The organism is Alphaproteobacteria bacterium, assembly GCA_016124955.1.
Lineage (GTDB): Bacteria > Pseudomonadota > Alphaproteobacteria > UBA9219 > RFNS01 > RI-461.
Genome location: WGMR01000006.1, coordinates 88,019 through 103,200, shown reverse-complemented (window position 1 = coordinate 103,200; position 15,182 = coordinate 88,019). Strand labels below are relative to the sequence as shown.

Genomic DNA, 15,182 nt, shown 5'->3' with positions numbered 1-15,182 from the left:
CGAAAGGTTGAAATGTCCGACAAATCCAAGACCTACAAAAACCTCAAACAGCTGGGCCGGAAAACGCAATTGCCGCAAAACCCGGAACAGGCGGTGCTTGAACGCGTGGCGAACCCGCAAGCGGGCGTTGCTTATTGCGTGCGTTTCACGGCGCCGGAATTTACTTCGCTTTGCCCCATAACCGGCCAGCCGGATTTCGCGCATCTGATGATCGATTACGTGCCGGGAAAATGGCTGGTGGAAAGCAAGTCGCTGAAACTCTATCTGGGCGCGTTCCGGAACCACGGCGCCTTCCATGAAGATTGCACGGTTTCAATCGGGCGGCGGCTGGTCGATTTTCTTAAACCGTCCTGGCTGCGCATCGGGGGTTATTGGTACCCGCGCGGCGGCATGCCGATTGATGTGTTCTGGCAAACCGGCGCGCCGCCGAAATCTGTCTGGATCCCGGATCAGGGCGTCGCTTCGTACAGGGGCAGGGGATAACTGGCGGACCCGAGAGGATTCGAACCTCCGACCTCTGCCTTCGGAGGGCAGCGCTCTATCCAGCTGAGCTACGGGTCCCTGTGCCGCCGTGAATTGTCCGGCGAAACGGGGGCAAACTAGCCCAGTTTGCCGCCAAAAGCTAGCGGCCCGTGCCGGGGGCTTGTAGATAGCCGCCATGCTTATATGATCGGCCCATGTCAAAGAAGAATGCGCCGGCCGGCGGCACGGTCGATCCCGTCCTTGAAGCCGCGCACAGGCAGCATGCGGGCGGCGACAGCAAGGGCGCGCTGCAAACGTTGAACCAGGCCCGCGCGCGCCGGGGGGATGATCCCGCGCTGCTTTTCGCCATCGCCAACATATTGCGCGATCTCGGGCAGCATCAGGGCGCGCTCGAAATCTACCGCATGGTCGAAGCCGCGCTGCCGGGCAATGCGGCTTTGCTCAACAACATGGCCAACACGCTGTGCGCGCTGAAGGATTTTACGGGCGCGCAGGCCAAGGCCGCCGCGGCTTGCGCGCACGAACCCGGCAACCCCGAACTGTATCTGACGGCGGCGAACATCGCTTGCGCCGCCGGCGATCTTGATGGCGCCGCGGCGGGCTTGCGGCGTGTGCTTGAGCTTGATCCCGCCCATGGCGGCGCGATGCTGAATATGGCCGAGATATTGGCCGATCGCGGCGATATTCCGGCTTCGCTGGAATGGCAGCAGCGCGCCCGCGCGCGGCTCGGCGATCATCCGCGGCTGCTGTTCAACATGTCGCAAAGCCTGTTCCGGCTTGGGCGGCTGGCCGAAGCGTGGCCGATGTATGAAACGCGGTTTCAAAGCGCGCCGGGCGGCAAGCCGCGCAGCGTGCCGCGCATCTGCCGTCAGCCGCGCTGGGACGGTGCGGCGCAAGGCAAGCTGCTTGTCTGGATGGAGCAGGGCGTGGGGGAAGAAATTTTATATGCTTCCCTGTTGCCCGATGCCATGGCGCGCTGCGCCGATATTGTGGTGGAATGCGATAAGCGGCTCGTGCCGCTGTTTGCGCGTTCGCTTCCCGGCATTGCATTCGTTGCGCGTTCGCAGCCGCCCGATCCATTGGCGGAAACCGCCGCCTTGCAAATTCCCGCCGCCTCGCTGGGGCAGCATTTCCGCGCCGGTTATGCTGATTTTCCGGCGCACAAAGGTTTTCTGCGCGCCGATGCCGCGAAGGCCGCGGCGATGCGGGAAATTTATCGCGCGCTGGGCAAAGGGCCCGTTATCGGCGTTTCATGGCGCAGCAAGCCACGCACGTATGAAGATCCGAAAAGCATCCCGCTTGGGCTGTGGGGCCCCGTGTTCGCGCACCAGGATGCCGTGTTTGTCAATTTACAGTACGGCGATTGCGCCGAAGATATCGCTTTCTGCCAGCAGCAGGGCTGGCGGTTGCACCACGATCCATCGGTCGATCCGCTGCAAAACCTTGATGTGTTTGCGGCGCAAGTTGCGGCCTGCGACCACGTGATCACCGTCAGCAACACAACCGCGCACGTGGCGGGTGCGCTCAATGTGACCGCCGATGTGCTGGTGTCGGCGGGCAAGGATGCGCCGCATCACTGGTTCGAGCGGCGCGAAAACAGCCCGTGGTATCCATCGCTGAAGCTGCGGTGGCAGAACAGCCCCGGCAGGTGGGGTGATTTGCTCGATGGCATAGCGCGTACGTTGCCTGCGCGGCGCTAGTGCGTTTGCGCGACCGCAAGCGCCAGCAGCATCACGAAAATCACGAGCGCGCCGCCGGCGATGATGTTGCCGTCATCCTTGCGGCCATGCGCGCGGTTCCACAGGCTGACCCAGAAGGTCGATGTAAGGCTCACGGCCGTAACATAGGCGGGATTGGGCGCAAGATACATGGCCGTGCCCTTGAACAGCATCAGCGCCGTGATAATCATCCCGATCGCCATGCCCTGTTTTAACCGTGCATGCAGCACGGCGGTGGCATGTTCGCGCCGCATCATCGCCTCGATCGCACCAAGAATGAAAAGGACAAGGCTAACGATCACGGCGTAATAGATTGTGTTGTTGGGCCACGGTGCATGGCTTTGTGCCAGTTTGTTGTTGATGTCGATGATGACCGCGAGCGGCAGGATGGGCGCGACGAACCTCAGCGCGTCCATCGTCACGTTGCAGCGGCGCAGGAAAAACAGGGAAACCATGATCCCGCCCATCGCCGCCGCGATCATCGCAAGATCGCCCGGGCGCGCCAGCAGATAATCCGCCTGCGTGCGGTCGAACAGGAACCAAAGCAAAAAGATAAGCGGCAACGCCAGCGGCAGCACCCGCAATGTTACCGCGCCGCCATAGCGCGCCCCGGCATCCATCAGGCGTACATCGTGGAAATAGCCAATCAGGCCGGTTCCAAGGCAGGCGAGGTAGAAAACCGGGTCATCCGGCGGCGTGAAGAACAGCAGCACGGGCGCCAGAAGCAGCACGGGCCCGCCGCCGCGTATAATGATCAGCGTCCGGCCGGGGATCTGCCATGTGCGGTTTGCATGCACGAACCAGCCGAGCAGCAGGCTGTAACCGAGGGATGCGAGCGCCCACATGGGTTTGTCAGGCCGCTTTGCTGCGCGTCAGTTGCAGGAAAATATCTTCGAGATCGGTTTCGTGCGTGGTGACATCCACGATCGTCATGCCCGCCGCCTGCACCGCCAGCAATACATGCCCGACCTTGGTGGCGCTCGGCTGGTAGCGCAGCCGCAGCTGGTTGGGCGGCACGGCTTCAAAGCCCTGAACGTGCAGCGGCTCGGGCAGCGCGGAAATTTCCTGATCGACCGTGATGGTGATTTCCTTGCTGTCCAGCTGGCGCAGCAGGTTCGGGGTTTTGTCGTTGGCAACAACCTTGCCGTTGTTGATGATGGCGATGCGGTCGCACATTTCTTCGGCTTCTTCAAGGTAATGCGTGGTCAGCAAAACCGTGGTGCCGACATTATTCAGCGCGCGCACATAGCTCCAGAGCGATTGACGCAGCTCAACATCGACCCCGGCTGTGGGTTCATCCAGCACCAGCACCTGCGGGCTGTGTACCATGGCCTTCGCGACCATCAGCCGCCGCCGCATGCCGCCCGAAAGCGTGCGCGCGTAGGATTGCGCCTTGTCCGCGAGCCCGAGCGCGCTCAGAAGCTCCATCGTCTTGCGTTCCTTCTTCGGCACGCCATACATGCCCGCCTGCAGCTCCATCAGCTCGAACGGCGTGAAGAAAGCATCGAGGTTCAGCTCCTGCGGCACGACGCCGATAGCGGCCTTGGCCCGGCGCGTATGGGTGTCGATATCGTGGCCCCACACGCTGGCGCTGCCGCCGGTCTTGAACACCAGCCCGGCCAGAATGTTGATGAGCGTGGATTTGCCTGCGCCATTGGGGCCGAGCAGGCCGAAGATGCTGCCGCGCGGCACAACCAGATCGACCGCGTCAAGCGCCGTCTTGGGCGGCATGCGGGCGCTGCCCTTATAGGTCTTGGTAAGCCCGCGAATGTCGATCGCGTGTTCGGGCGGCTGGCTGGGGATGGTGTTGGCGGGCATGGCCACTATATATGGGGATTGGCGGGGCGAAGTCCAGTGCGGCGGTGCCTGTGCTGGACAGCAGGGCGGCGGGCGCTACAATGCCGCCAGCAACGGGGGAATCGATGCAGGAAACGGCAAAAACCAAGGCGCAGCCGCTGGAAACCATCACGGTCGAAACCGGTTCGGTCGGTTGCGATGGCGCTGGCAGCGGCGCCCATATCACGCCGCAGCTTGGCCATCCGCTGGTCTATCTCAATCTCGGGCACGGCGGCGCGGTCGATTGTCCCTATTGCGGGCGGCGTTATGTGCTGGCCGCCGGGGCGCGCGCCGCGGGCGCGCACTAACGGCAATGGCCGCCTACCTTCCCAAAATCGTTTTGATCACCGGCGCCACCGGCGGCTTCGGGCAAGCTTTCGCGCGCCGCTTCGCCGCCGCGGGTTGCCGCCTCGTGCTCACCAGCCGCAAACCGGGCGCGCTCGATACGCTCGTGCAGGAAATCAAGGTGCCCGTGCACCAAATGATCCTCGATGTGCGCGACCGCAAGGCGGTCGAACAAGCCTTTGCCGCGCTGCCGGCAGATTTCAAGGATATCGACCTGCTCATTAACAATGCTGGCGGTGCACACGGGCAGGAACCGGCCTATGCAGCGAATTTCGACGATTGGGAAACCATGATCGACGTGAATGCCAAGTCGCTTGCGCTTTTTACACGCTTGGCGCTGACGGGGATGACGGCGCGGAAAGCGGGCCATATCATCAATATCGGTTCCATGGCCGGGTCCTATCCCTATCCCGGGGGCCACGCCTATTGCGGTGTGAAGGCCTTTGTTAAGCAGTTCAGCCTTGCGCTGCGCGCCGATCTGATCGGCACCGGCGTGCGCGTCACTAACATAGAGCCCGGTATGGCGCAGACCGATTTTTCGCTCAACCGTTTCAAGGGCGATGCTGCGAAGGCGGATGCCGTCTATGCGGGCGCCAACCCGCTGACGGCGCAGGACGTGGCCGAAAGCGTGTTCTGGGCCGCGACGCTGCCGCAGCATGTGAACATCAACCGCATCGAACTTATGCCGACAACGCAAGGCCCCGGCGCGCTGGCGGTGCATCGTGGCGGCTAAGGCGGCGGAACAAAAGCAGCAAGCGGCCCCGGCGGACGATACGCTTTATCTGGTCGATGGCTCCGGGTTCATTTTCCGCGCCTATCACGCTATCCGCGTCATGAACCGGTCGGATGGCACGCCAACCAATGCCGTGTTCGGTTTCTGCAATATGCTTATCAAACTGAAGGCGGATTTGAACGCGGAACGCATCGCCGTGGTGTTCGATGCCGGGCGCAAAACCTTCCGCAACGATATATACAAGGAATACAAGGCCAACAGGCCGGATCCGCCCGAAGATCTGATCCCGCAATTCGCGCTGGTGCGTGAAGCCACGCGCGCCTATGGCGTGCCGGCGGTCGAAGCGCAGAATTATGAAGCCGACGATCTGATCGCGTCTTATGCCCGCGCCGCCGCCGCAAAGGGGATCAAGGTGCGCATCGTTTCTTCCGACAAGGATCTGATGCAGCTGATCCGCGAAGGCGTGGAAATGTTCGATCCCATGAAGGCGGTACCGGTGGGAGAAGCGGAAGTGATGGAAAAATTCGGTGTCACGCCGGATAAGGTGATCGACGTGCAATCGTTGGCGGGCGACAGCACCGATAATATTCCGGGCGTGCCCGGCATCGGCGTTAAAACGGCGGCCGAGCTGATCAACCAGTACGGCACGCTGGAAAATCTGTTGAAGAAAGCGGCGGAGATCAAGCAGCCCAAACGGCGCGAAGCGCTGATCGAATATGCAGAGCAGGCGCGGCTTTCGAAAAAGCTCGTGACGCTCGATGACCGCTCGCCGCTGCCGCTGCCCATCGAAGCTTTGCAGGTGGAAAAAGACCATCGCGACAGGCTCGTGGCTTTCCTGCAGGCGCAGGAATTTCGCTCGATCCTCGCGCGCATGGGCGTTTCGGGCGAAACCGCACCTTCGCATGTGCATTTGATGGAAGCGGGAGGCGGGGATACGCCCCTGGCCGAAGCGGGCGCGCCGGATGCCGCGAAGCTTGCGGCGGTGAAACGCAATTATGAATTGGTGCGCGACCGCGCCGCGCTCGAACGCTGGGTGGCGCAGGCGCGGGCGCAAGGTTTTGTGGCGATCGATACCGAAACCAATTCGCTCACCGCCTGCACGGCGAAGCTGGTTGGCGTTTCGCTGGCGCTTGCGCCGGGGCGGGCCTGCTATGTGCCGGTGGCGCATGTCGATCCCTCGGCGCCCGAAGATGTCAGCGGCGGGTTCGATTTCGCGTCCGCCGCGGGCACGATGTTGCCGGGACAAATTCCGCTTGCCGATCTGGCGGCGGCGCTGAAGCCGCTATGCGCCGATGACGCGGTGCTGAAGATCGGCCACAATCTGAAATACGATATGCAGGTTCTGGGCCAGCACGGGATCGCATTTAACGCGATCGACGATACCATGCTGCTTTCCTATGTTCTGGCGGCGGGCGCGCACGGCCACGGCATGGATGAACTGGTCCAGCTGCATTTCGGCCATAAGATGGTTTCTTTCACCGATGTCGCGGGCAGCGGCAAAAAACAGGTGACGTTCGATCGCGTTCCGCTCGAGCAAGCTGCCGATTACGCGGCGGAGGATGCCGATTACACGCTGCGTCTGTGGCATTTCCTGAAGCCGCAAATTGCGCAACAGCATATGGCGCGGGTCTATGAACGCATCGAACGGCCGCTGGCCGCCGTGGTCGCGGATATGGAAAGCGCAGGCATTTTGCTCGATCGCGCCGTGCTTTCCGGGCTCAGCGAGGATTTCGCGAAACGGCTTGCAGTGCTGGAGCGCGCGATCCACAAGCTGGCGGGGCATGAGTTTAATGTCGGTTCGCCCAAACAACTGGGCGACGTACTGTTCGACGAAATGGGCCTGCCCGGGAGCGGCAAGGGCAAGAACGGTGCGTGGTCCACCAGCGTCGATGTGCTCGAACCGCTGGCGGATCAGCATGAAATCGTGGCCCGCGTGCTGGATTGGCGCGGCCTCGCCAAGCTCAAATCCACCTATACGGATTCGCTGCCCGCGCAGATCGATGCGAAAACCGGGCGCGTACACACATCGTTCTCGCTGGTCGGCGCGGCTACCGGCCGTTTGTCATCGACCGATCCGAATTTGCAGAACATTCCCATCCGCACCGATGACGGGCGTGCCATTCGCCGCGCTTTCGTGGCGGCGGACGGGCATATGCTGCTTTCGGTCGATTATTCGCAGATAGAATTGCGCCTCGCGGCCGAAGCCGCGAACGTCAAAGCCTTGATCGAAGCCTTCCATGAAGGCACCGATATTCATGCGCTTACCGCCAGCCAGGTATTCGGTATTCCGCTTGCGAAAATGACGCCGGACCGTCGCCGCGCCGCCAAGGCGATCAATTTCGGCATCATCTACGGTATCAGCGGTTTTGGGCTGGCGAAACAGGTCGGCACCACGCCCGGCGAAGCGAACGAATTCATCAAACAGTATCTCAATCGCTTCCACGAATTGCGCGATTGGCTGGAAATGACCAAGGATTTCGCGCGCAAGCACGGCTATGTCGAAACGCTTTTCGGTCGCCGCGTGCATGTGCCGGGCATCAACGATAAAAACGGGATGCGCCGCGCGTTCGGCGAACGGCAGGCGATCAATGCGCCGCTGCAAGGCTCGGCGGCCGATATCATCAAGCGCGCCATGATCCGCATTCCGCCCGCGCTCATGGCCGCGAAGCTGGGGGCCCGCATGCTTTTGCAGGTGCATGACGAATTGTTGTTCGAAGTGCCCGCGGGCGAGCTTGAGGAAACCACGGCGCTTGTGCGCAAGGTGATGGAAGAAGCGCCCCGCCCCGCCGTGACGCTGCGCGTGCCCATCGTCGCCGAGGCGGGCAGCGCCCGCAATTGGGCCGAAGCGCACTAACGCCCGGTTCTATGCGGCGGTTATTGCCGCCGCCATTTTCACGACGCGCGCCATTTGCTTAACATCGTGCACGCGTAAAATGCTTGCGCCGCGCGCAACGGCAATGGCGCAAACGGCGGCATCGCCTTCAAGCCGGTCGCCCTGTTCGGCATCCAGCGTGTGGCCGATGAAGGATTTGCGCGAAGCGCCGATAAGCACGGGGTAGCCGAGCGCCGCGATCCTGTCGCAGTGGTTGATCAGCATCAGGTTCTGTTCGACGGTTTTGCCGAAGCCAATTCCGGGGTCTATCGCGATCTGGTTTTCGGGCACGCCCGTGCCCTTCGCGCCCTGCACCAGCTTTTTCAGGTCGCGCAGCATGTCATCGAGAAAGTCCTCGTAATCCGGCGCGGTATGCGCCGCGCCGCGCTTGTCGTCGCCCGCCAGTTTGCCCGCAAAAAGCCGGGCGCGGTTGTGCATTAAAACCACGGGCGCGTTGTGCCGCACGGCGACATCGCCCATCGCTTTGTCGCCCTGCAGCGCGGTAATGTCGTTGATAATGTTGGCGCCGGCCTGCATTGCCGCTTCGGCCACGGCTGCCTTTGCGGTGTCGATGGAAATGGGAATATCGGTGGCGCGGCGAATGGCGGCGATGGCGGGCGCGGTGCGCGCAATTTCCTGTTCCGAAGGCACCGGCGTGGCGCCGGGGCGGCTGCTTTCGCCGCCGATATCAAGGATGTCGGCGCCGTCCGCGACCATCGCGCGCGCCTGTGCCAGCAAAGCGGCTGTGTCTGTCTTGACGCCGTCGCCGGAAAAGCTGTCCGGCGTCACGTTGATAATGCCCATGACAAGCGGGCCGTCTTTCCGGGCCAGAAGTTCGCGCAGCTGCATGGCGTTTGTTACCGGGCCGGGCTAATCGTGGTTGTTGTCTTCATCGCCCTCGGTCTTGCCGGTTACCTTGACGGGCCACTGTTTGGCGAAAAGGCGTACGTCATCGATATCATCAAGGTCGTTCAGCATTTCCGCAACGGTCTGATGAGTCACGGGGTCAACGAAGTCCGGCGCGATATCGCTGAGCGGCTTGAGCACGAAGCGCCGCCCCGTCCGGCGCGGGTGCGGCAGGATCAGACCGCCATCGTCGATAATCTCGCGGTTATAATATAGGATATCGATATCGATCTGGCGGGGGCCGAAATGTTCCGAGGTCAGGCGGCCGAGCTGTTTTTCCATGGTTCTGCAGAACTGCAAAAGCTCGTGCGGCTGCAATGTCGTGCGGCCCAGCACTGCCGCGTTCAGGAAATCGGGCTGATCGAGCACTTCGCGCGCCCCTGTTTCATAGATGGGAGAGGTCTTGATGATGCTGATCTGGCTGCCGAGCCGCCGCAGCGCCTCAAGAAACATCGCATGGCGATCCCCCAGATTGGCGCCCAAACCCAAAATAACCATACGTGAAACCTGACTAACTATTTGAAACAAGTCCTCAACCTAGCCATGAAAATTCTCTGGTGCCAAGCAGTGTTTGTAATTATCTGTTTGTGCTAAAGAAATCGTGATGTGCCCGTAGCTCAGCTGGATAGAGCATCGGTTTCCTAAACCGGGGGTCGGAGGTTCAAATCCTCTCGGGCACGCCACTCAGGTATGAACCTGAGTACCTGTTTTTTTTGCTTTCTTCCTTGCCAAGAAACTGTGCCGGAGGCACAGGACGATGTGTAAGCATCGTCGGTAGTTCATTCGCAAAGCGAATGCTTAAGTGCGCCTTTAATTCCTTTTTTGGAGTTTGTCTCTAATCCAAAAAACAATTGGGCCCACGAACATGCCCATTATCGCACCACCCCCGGTGCGGCCTAAATTGTAAAGCAACCCATCGCCCTCCCATGGGATACTGGAAGACAGGGCTTTGTATAAACCCCAAAGCATTCCGAGCAGCGCGCCGAGCAACAACTGTTTTTTCATAGACACTAGCTTGCTCTGTGCGGTCATGGTTCGAATCCTGAACGTTGGATTTCTTTCACTCTAAACTCCGCAATTTGCAGGGCAAATCCACCGTAGGTAAATAAGTCTCCCATCATTTCCCTGAAAATTATTACACATGCAAATACATGTGCCTGCTCAGAGCCGGGAAGACTTTTGCCAATCATATGCGCAATTTCGTTAAGTCCTGCGTATAGAATAAGCCAAAGAAATATGGTGAGTAATTCCGTGCCAAGCCAGAACAGGATATCCTTAAATCCCCGGCGGAAGGTGCTAGAAATTCTGAAATTCAAAAACACCAATATAGGGGCCACCGCCCATACAATGTGGGGTTCGTCTGCTATCAGTCCGACCACACCGATCATCACGACCCATGTTTTCCACCAAATCAGATTGGCTTCCCGGAGAAGGAAACCGGGATGGTTCACAAGAACTTGATCCATGCGCTGTAACTCTTCCCATATGTTTTTAGCTGTCATTGGTATGCCTACCTGCGGGAACGCTTATAAGGTTTAATGGCAAACGGTTCCTGTGTTCCCGACTTGCCAGTGTACGGGTTCGTGTTGCCCTTACTCGACCAGTTATTGAAGCGGTTTGAATCCGGCGTGGTGCGTTGATGGGGCATGACGTAAGTGCCGTTGCGGTTCATGTGGCCATGTACGCTTGTGGATTTTGCCTGAACATCACCGATGCCGAAAGCGATAACGAACAACATTGCATACCAAACTTTCTTCATAGGTTTCCTCGGCAACACAAGCGTTCTTCAAAAATGCTACTCATGGTAACAATTTGTGCTCGCAGATGACAAGCATTCAGCCGCTGATTTATATCTTGTGAATCAAACTGTTGCGTCATGAAATCAAATTGGATACATTGAATTCGGTCGTAATGGTAGCTCGCCACTATTGGAAAAAGACGCAAGAGTGGTTCGTCCCCACTGGCATGAGCGCAAGGGTGGTACGCTTCCACCGGCATAGGCCGTAACGGTGCTCGCCCCACCATCACCATAAAATTTGGAGGTCGTCATGGGATTCCCAGACGGCCCGCGTGGATGGGTAACACTGCTAATGGCTGTGCTCGAACTCATGCGGGTTATTCTCAACCTGTTTCTATAACGGTTTCCACTCGTCATGCTGTGCGTGGCGGGTGGTTTCATTTAAAGCCCCGAAAGGCACTGCCATTCCCCAGTACTTAGGTTCATCTCATACGGCACGCCATTGATCCCGCTGTGGATATTATTAAAGCACCTTTGTTTTCAGGCATTTTTATTGCATTCCATGCACTTGCCCCCGCGCTGGCGAATCCTGCTATAACCGAAAACGGGAGATTGGCGGTGGGCGTTGCTCTCGCCAATCCGGTCAGGTCCGGAAGGAAGCAGCCGTAACGAGTTTCAGCACGGGTCGCTGTCCAGTCTCCCACTTCCTGCAACGCATTGAACCGGTCGAGTGTGATTTGAGCGATTTATTCGGTAATACCAAGCCAGCGGTGGAAGCGACGGAAGCGGGTGACGGCAGCGGCGAGGAAGCCTTGTTTCCCGCCACGGGCACCGCCGCGACATTGATCGCGGCCGAAGCCGCCCCGCATTACCGGGTTCTGGCGCGCAAATACCGGCCCAGCAGCTTCGCCGAGCTGATCGGGCAGGAAACCGTGGTGCAAACGCTGACCAACGCCATCAAGGCCGGGCGTCTTGCGCAGGCATGGATGCTAACCGGCGTGCGCGGCATCGGCAAAACCACAACCGCGCGCATCATCGCCCGCGCGCTCAACTGCACCGGCGCCGGGGCGGATGCGGGCCCGACGGCCGAGCCTTGCGGCGTGTGCGAAAACTGCAAATCGATTGCCGCCGACCGGCACCCGGATGTGCTGGAAATGGACGCCGCTTCGCGCACCGGGGTTGACGATATCCGCGACATTATCGATGGCGTGCGCTACAGCCCCACCGCGGCGCGCTACAAAATATACATCATCGACGAAGTGCATATGCTTTCCAAGAACGCCTTCAACGCTTTGTTAAAGACGTTGGAAGAGCCGCCGCCGCATGTGAAGTTCATTTTTGCCACGACCGAAATCCGCAAGGTGCCGGTGACGGTGCTTTCGCGCTGCCAGCGCTTCGATTTGCGCCGGGTGGAAAGCCACGAACTTGCGCGGCATTTTGCCGATGTCTCCGCGCGCGAAGGCGTGCAGGCGGAAGAAGAAGCGATTTTGCTGATTGCGCGCGCGGCCGATGGTTCGGTGCGTGACGGGCTCAGCCTGCTCGATCAGGCGATCGCGCGCGACGGCAAGCAGATCACGGCGCGCGACGTGCGCGATATGCTCGGTTTCGCCGACCGGGCGCAGGTGATGGATCTGTGCCGCAAGGTCCTGCTCGGTGAAATGCAGGGCGCGCTCACTATCTTCGACGACATGATCCGCGCCGGCGCGGACGCGCTTAGCCTGCTGCATGATTTATGCGATCTCGTGCACACGCTGACGCGCGCCAAGCTTTCGCCCGATATGCTGCAGGGCCCCGAACTGCCGGAACATGAACGCAAGCTGGTGCAGGAACTTTCGGCGCTCGAAATCCCGGCGCTGACGCGCGCCTGGCAGATTTTGTTGAAGGGCATTGGCGAAGTGCAAATGGCCGATAACCCGGCCAAGGCAGCGGCCATGCTGCTTGTCCGGCTGGCCTACGCCGCCTCGCTGCCCACCCCGGCGGATCTGATGCGCCAGATGCGCAGCCAGCCCGGGGACGATGCGGGCGCCGGCCCGGGCGCGCCCGGCGGCGGTCCGCCCGGCGGCGCTACGGCACGTTATGCCGCCCCCATGCGCCGCGGCAGCGCGGCGGTTGCGGTCGCGTACAGCAACCCTGAACCTGTCGCAGCGGCGCAGGCCGAAGCCGCGGCCGGGCCCGCTTTGGCTTCGATGCCTGAAACATTCCGCGCACTCGTGGCGCTGTTTGAAGAAAAGCGCGAAGCGCGTCTCTATTCCCAGCTTTACGCCAGCGTGCAGTTGGTGCGCTTTGCGCCCGGCAAGCTCGATATTTGCGCAGGCCCCGGCGTGGCGGCCAACTTCGCCAGCCAGGTGGGTCAGTGCCTGCAGGATTGGACGGGTCAGCGCTGGCTTGTCAGCGTTGCGCGCGAAGGCGGCGCGCCAAGCCTGGCTGAACAGGATAGGCAGGCGGCCGAAGCCCGGCTCGAAGGGGTGCGCAGCCATCCGCTGGTGCAAAAGGCGCTTGCGGTGTTTCCCGGCGCCAAGCTCGCGAATGTAAGATTTGGCAAGGCAAACAAGAATGATGTTGCCATTGATGGCGTGCCCGGGGATGATGCGCCCGTGACGGACGGCGAGGAACAAGGCGACGCGTAAACGCACAGGAATTTAACCGCAGGAGGAGAAGGGGTATGAATAACAATCTCGGCCAGATGATGAAGCAGGCGCAGGAAATGCAGCAGAAGCTGCAAGAAATGCAGCAGCGCATGGCGGCAACCGACATCACCGGCAAGGCCGGCGGCGGCATGGTGGAAATTACCATGACCGTGAAAGGCGATGCGCGCCGCATCAAGATCGATCCGCAGCTTATCAACCCCAACGACAAAGAAATGCTGGAAGATCTTTTGGTCAGCGCGATCAACGATGCGCGCACCAAGGCCGAAGCCTTCATCGCATCGGAAACCGAAAAGATGATGGGCGGCATGAACCTTCCGCCCGGCATGAAGCTTCCGTTCTGATCCCGCCGCCGTGCAGATATCGCCCATCGACCGCCTGACGCAATTGCTGGCCAAGCTACCGGGGCTTGGGCCGCGCTCGGCCCGGCGCATCGTGCTTTTTCTGCTCAAGCGCCGCGAACTGCTGATGGAGCCGCTGGCGGATGCCTTGCGTGAAACCGCGGCCTCGGTCCGGGTTTGCACGGCTTGCGGCAATCTCGACGCCAACGATCCGTGCGGCCTGTGCTGCGATGCGCGCCGCGACCGCGGGCTTATATGCGTGGTCGAGGATGTGGCAGATTTGTGGGCGCTGGAACGCAGCCATGCCTATCGCGGGCTCTATCATGTTCTCGGCGGCACGCTTTCCGCGCTCGATGGCGTGCGGCCCGAAGATTTGCGCCTCGATGGTCTTGTGCAACGCGTGCAGCAGAATGGCGTGCGCGAAGTAATCCTCGCGCTCAATGCCACCGTGGAAGGCCAGGCCACCGCGCATTACGTGATTGAGCGGCTCGAAGGCACGGGCGCCGCCGTCACGCGCCTTGCGCACGGCCTGCCTGTGGGCGGCGAGCTGGATTACCTCGATGACGGGACGCTTACCGCCGCCCTGCAAGCCCGGCGTCAGGCATCGTGACCGCATTGGCCCTTGGCGCGACGCCGCGTATTGTATGTGTCTGCTGTTTATGGTTATTTCGGTGCCAGCCGGGAAAGCCGCACGAAGGTGCTAAGCGCGAATCCTTGTATGAAAGCCAATGCTGGGATACCCCTAGATGTTAAGTCTTCAATTTCCTTACCCCATGAGGCGGCCGTGAATATCGGTCTGGTGGTTAACGCGCGTGGCAAGGTGTGTCTTGTCCATGATGAACCGTTCGAATCGGCGCCCCTTTGGGTTGCCTATGATATTGATACTAAAAAGATAAAGATCATTTTCGATACCGGGGACGAATATGCGGTCGATTGGGTCGCGGATGAAGAAATAAACAACTACTTGCTGAAAATAAACAAGGTCCTTATCATACGCATGGAAAACAAGAAGCCCGTAGAAGGCTTCGATACTAGTTTCTTACGGTATCAGAACGGAAAGCATGTCGAAGGCTGACGTTTGATCGTGATCAACAACTGGTTTTTTGCAGGGGGACGAACATGGGTGCGTCGGAAGTCGCAGTCATTACCGAAGAAAGTGAAGAAACCGTCAGCGAACGCGCACGCAAGCGCGGCAGCAGCGATGGATGCCCGGCTAAAATGACGGTCAACCGCATCACCAATGTGGTCGAGGTGGCGAAGGATTTTTTCAAGAACACGGTTCGCAGCGTTGTGGTCAGCGTCCGTTATGGCGCCGACAAGGGCTTTACCGTGATCCATCAGGCGATGCAGTATGCCAAAACCGGCACGGTGGGCGTCACCGCCAATCTCGCGCGTACCGCCGCCTCCAACCTTATGAACCTGAAACCACGATAGCGCGCTGCTCAAAAGTGCGAAGAAAAGACGGGCCCGGCCGGCAGCGGCGGGGCCCGTTTGTTTTTACAAATCAGGTTTGATAGGCTGATAACGCGCTATGTAAATATTATCGATGTGGTGGGAGGTATCGT

The 15,182-nt window shown here is 60.1% G+C and carries 17 protein-coding genes, 2 tRNA genes and 1 other RNA gene; 12 read left to right on the top strand and 8 right to left on the bottom strand.

Going from position 1 to position 15,182, the window contains the following annotated elements; all coding sequences use genetic code 11:
- Positions 1 to 12 precede the first annotated feature (12 nt).
- Entirely contained in the window at positions 13 to 483 is a 471-nt protein-coding gene (gene queF, locus GC131_05100) for an NADPH-dependent 7-cyano-7-deazaguanine reductase QueF (protein MBI1273440.1), read from the top strand.
- Between the two features lies 1 nt (position 484).
- On the opposite strand, the gene GC131_05095 is transcribed toward queF, so the two are convergent.
- A tRNA-Arg gene (locus GC131_05095) sits at positions 485 to 561 on the bottom strand.
- Positions 562 to 677: 116 nt separating this feature from the next.
- On the opposite strand from GC131_05095, the gene GC131_05090 reads away from it, so the two are divergent.
- Complete coding sequence (locus GC131_05090) at positions 678 to 2,183, top strand: tetratricopeptide repeat protein (GenBank protein ID MBI1273439.1); 1,506 nt, start codon at positions 678 to 680, stop codon at positions 2,181 to 2,183.
- On the opposite strand, the gene GC131_05085 is transcribed toward GC131_05090, so the two are convergent.
- Both GC131_05085 and GC131_05080 read right to left on the bottom strand, forming a co-directional pair.
- Positions 2,180 to 3,046 carry a hypothetical protein gene (locus GC131_05085; GenBank protein MBI1273438.1) on the bottom strand — a complete coding sequence of 289 codons (867 nt, stop codon included), beginning with the start codon at positions 3,044 to 3,046 and terminating at the stop codon, positions 2,180 to 2,182. The two genes, GC131_05090 and GC131_05085, sit on opposite strands and share 4 nt — an antisense overlap.
- 7 nt (positions 3,047 to 3,053) lie before the next feature.
- Positions 3,054 to 4,019, bottom strand: a complete 966-nt coding sequence (locus tag GC131_05080) for an ATP-binding cassette domain-containing protein (GenBank protein ID MBI1273437.1) — start codon at positions 4,017 to 4,019, stop codon at positions 3,054 to 3,056.
- A 104-nt stretch (positions 4,020 to 4,123) separates the two neighbouring features.
- On the opposite strand from GC131_05080, the gene GC131_05075 reads away from it, so the two are divergent.
- Genes GC131_05075 through polA form a run of 3 tightly spaced genes read left to right on the top strand, consistent with a single transcriptional unit; the run spans position 4,124 to position 7,969 of the window.
- Positions 4,124 to 4,345, top strand: coding sequence for a zinc-finger domain-containing protein (locus GC131_05075; protein ID MBI1273436.1), 222 nt, complete (start codon positions 4,124 to 4,126; stop codon positions 4,343 to 4,345).
- A 5-nt stretch (positions 4,346 to 4,350) separates the two neighbouring features.
- The gene (locus GC131_05070; GenBank protein ID MBI1273435.1) at positions 4,351 to 5,115 is read left to right on the top strand and encodes an SDR family NAD(P)-dependent oxidoreductase; all 765 of its coding nucleotides are present in this window, start codon (positions 4,351 to 4,353) and stop codon (positions 5,113 to 5,115) included.
- On the top strand, positions 5,102 to 7,969 hold the full coding sequence (gene polA, locus GC131_05065; protein MBI1273434.1) for a DNA polymerase I: 2,868 nt from the start codon (positions 5,102 to 5,104) through the stop codon (positions 7,967 to 7,969). The genes GC131_05070 and polA overlap by 14 nt, the downstream gene beginning before the upstream one ends.
- A 9-nt stretch (positions 7,970 to 7,978) precedes the next feature.
- Here polA and folP read toward each other — a convergent pair whose 3' ends face one another.
- Together folP and folK are read right to left on the bottom strand one after the other, a co-directional pair.
- Positions 7,979 to 8,836, bottom strand: coding sequence for a dihydropteroate synthase (gene folP, locus GC131_05060; protein MBI1273433.1), 858 nt, complete (start codon positions 8,834 to 8,836; stop codon positions 7,979 to 7,981).
- Between the two features lie 21 nt (positions 8,837 to 8,857).
- Complete coding sequence (gene folK, locus GC131_05055) at positions 8,858 to 9,391, bottom strand: 2-amino-4-hydroxy-6-hydroxymethyldihydropteridine diphosphokinase (GenBank protein MBI1273432.1); 534 nt, start codon at positions 9,389 to 9,391, stop codon at positions 8,858 to 8,860.
- Between the two features lie 108 nt (positions 9,392 to 9,499).
- On the opposite strand from folK, the gene GC131_05050 reads away from it, so the two are divergent.
- Positions 9,500 to 9,576, top strand: a tRNA-Arg gene (locus GC131_05050).
- Positions 9,577 to 9,703: 127 nt separating this feature from the next.
- On the opposite strand, the gene GC131_05045 is transcribed toward GC131_05050, so the two are convergent.
- Genes GC131_05045 through GC131_05035 form a run of 3 tightly spaced genes read right to left on the bottom strand, consistent with a single transcriptional unit; the run spans position 9,704 to position 10,652 of the window.
- Positions 9,704 to 9,925 carry a hypothetical protein gene (locus GC131_05045; protein MBI1273431.1) on the bottom strand — a complete coding sequence of 74 codons (222 nt, stop codon included), beginning with the start codon at positions 9,923 to 9,925 and terminating at the stop codon, positions 9,704 to 9,706.
- Positions 9,922 to 10,395, bottom strand: a complete 474-nt coding sequence (locus GC131_05040; protein ID MBI1273430.1) for a hypothetical protein — start codon at positions 10,393 to 10,395, stop codon at positions 9,922 to 9,924. Before GC131_05040 ends, GC131_05045 begins: the two co-directional genes overlap by 4 nt.
- An 8-nt stretch (positions 10,396 to 10,403) precedes the next feature.
- Complete coding sequence (locus GC131_05035) at positions 10,404 to 10,652, bottom strand: hypothetical protein (protein MBI1273429.1); 249 nt, start codon at positions 10,650 to 10,652, stop codon at positions 10,404 to 10,406.
- A gap of 585 nt (positions 10,653 to 11,237) precedes the next feature.
- On the opposite strand from GC131_05035, the gene ffs reads away from it, so the two are divergent.
- From ffs to GC131_05005, 6 genes are all read left to right on the top strand, one after another.
- Positions 11,238 to 11,336: signal recognition particle sRNA small type (gene ffs / locus GC131_05030), an RNA gene on the top strand.
- A gap of 107 nt (positions 11,337 to 11,443) precedes the next feature.
- Positions 11,444 to 13,258, top strand: coding sequence for a DNA polymerase III subunit gamma/tau (locus GC131_05025; GenBank protein ID MBI1273428.1), 1,815 nt, complete (start codon positions 11,444 to 11,446; stop codon positions 13,256 to 13,258).
- A gap of 35 nt (positions 13,259 to 13,293) precedes the next feature.
- A complete protein-coding gene (locus tag GC131_05020) occupies positions 13,294 to 13,620 on the top strand; it encodes a YbaB/EbfC family nucleoid-associated protein (protein ID MBI1273427.1) in 327 nt (108 codons plus the stop codon).
- Between the two features lie 10 nt (positions 13,621 to 13,630).
- A complete protein-coding gene (recR, locus tag GC131_05015; protein ID MBI1273426.1) occupies positions 13,631 to 14,227 on the top strand; it encodes a recombination protein RecR in 597 nt (198 codons plus the stop codon).
- Between the two features lie 12 nt (positions 14,228 to 14,239).
- A complete protein-coding gene (locus GC131_05010) occupies positions 14,240 to 14,692 on the top strand; it encodes a hypothetical protein (protein MBI1273425.1) in 453 nt (150 codons plus the stop codon).
- A 44-nt stretch (positions 14,693 to 14,736) separates the two neighbouring features.
- Positions 14,737 to 15,051, top strand: a complete 315-nt coding sequence (locus tag GC131_05005; protein ID MBI1273424.1) for a hypothetical protein — start codon at positions 14,737 to 14,739, stop codon at positions 15,049 to 15,051.
- Positions 15,052 to 15,182 lie beyond the last annotated feature (131 nt).

Coding starts and splice junctions, on each gene's coding strand:
- queF (MBI1273440.1), top strand. CDS start 13: ATGTCCGACAAATCCAAGACCTACAAAAACCTCAAACAGCTGGGCCGG.
- GC131_05090 (MBI1273439.1), top strand. CDS start 678: ATGTCAAAGAAGAATGCGCCGGCCGGCGGCACGGTCGATCCCGTCCTT.
- GC131_05085 (MBI1273438.1), bottom strand. CDS start 3,046: ATGTGGGCGCTCGCATCCCTCGGTTACAGCCTGCTGCTCGGCTGGTTC.
- GC131_05080 (MBI1273437.1), bottom strand. CDS start 4,019: ATGCCCGCCAACACCATCCCCAGCCAGCCGCCCGAACACGCGATCGAC.
- GC131_05075 (MBI1273436.1), top strand. CDS start 4,124: ATGCAGGAAACGGCAAAAACCAAGGCGCAGCCGCTGGAAACCATCACG.
- GC131_05070 (MBI1273435.1), top strand. CDS start 4,351: ATGGCCGCCTACCTTCCCAAAATCGTTTTGATCACCGGCGCCACCGGC.
- folP (MBI1273433.1), bottom strand. CDS start 8,836: ATGCAGCTGCGCGAACTTCTGGCCCGGAAAGACGGCCCGCTTGTCATG.
- folK (MBI1273432.1), bottom strand. CDS start 9,391: ATGGTTATTTTGGGTTTGGGCGCCAATCTGGGGGATCGCCATGCGATG.
- GC131_05045 (MBI1273431.1), bottom strand. CDS start 9,925: ATGACCGCACAGAGCAAGCTAGTGTCTATGAAAAAACAGTTGTTGCTC.
- GC131_05040 (MBI1273430.1), bottom strand. CDS start 10,395: ATGACAGCTAAAAACATATGGGAAGAGTTACAGCGCATGGATCAAGTT.
- GC131_05035 (MBI1273429.1), bottom strand. CDS start 10,652: ATGAAGAAAGTTTGGTATGCAATGTTGTTCGTTATCGCTTTCGGCATC.
- GC131_05020 (MBI1273427.1), top strand. CDS start 13,294: ATGAATAACAATCTCGGCCAGATGATGAAGCAGGCGCAGGAAATGCAG.
- GC131_05005 (MBI1273424.1), top strand. CDS start 14,737: ATGGGTGCGTCGGAAGTCGCAGTCATTACCGAAGAAAGTGAAGAAACC.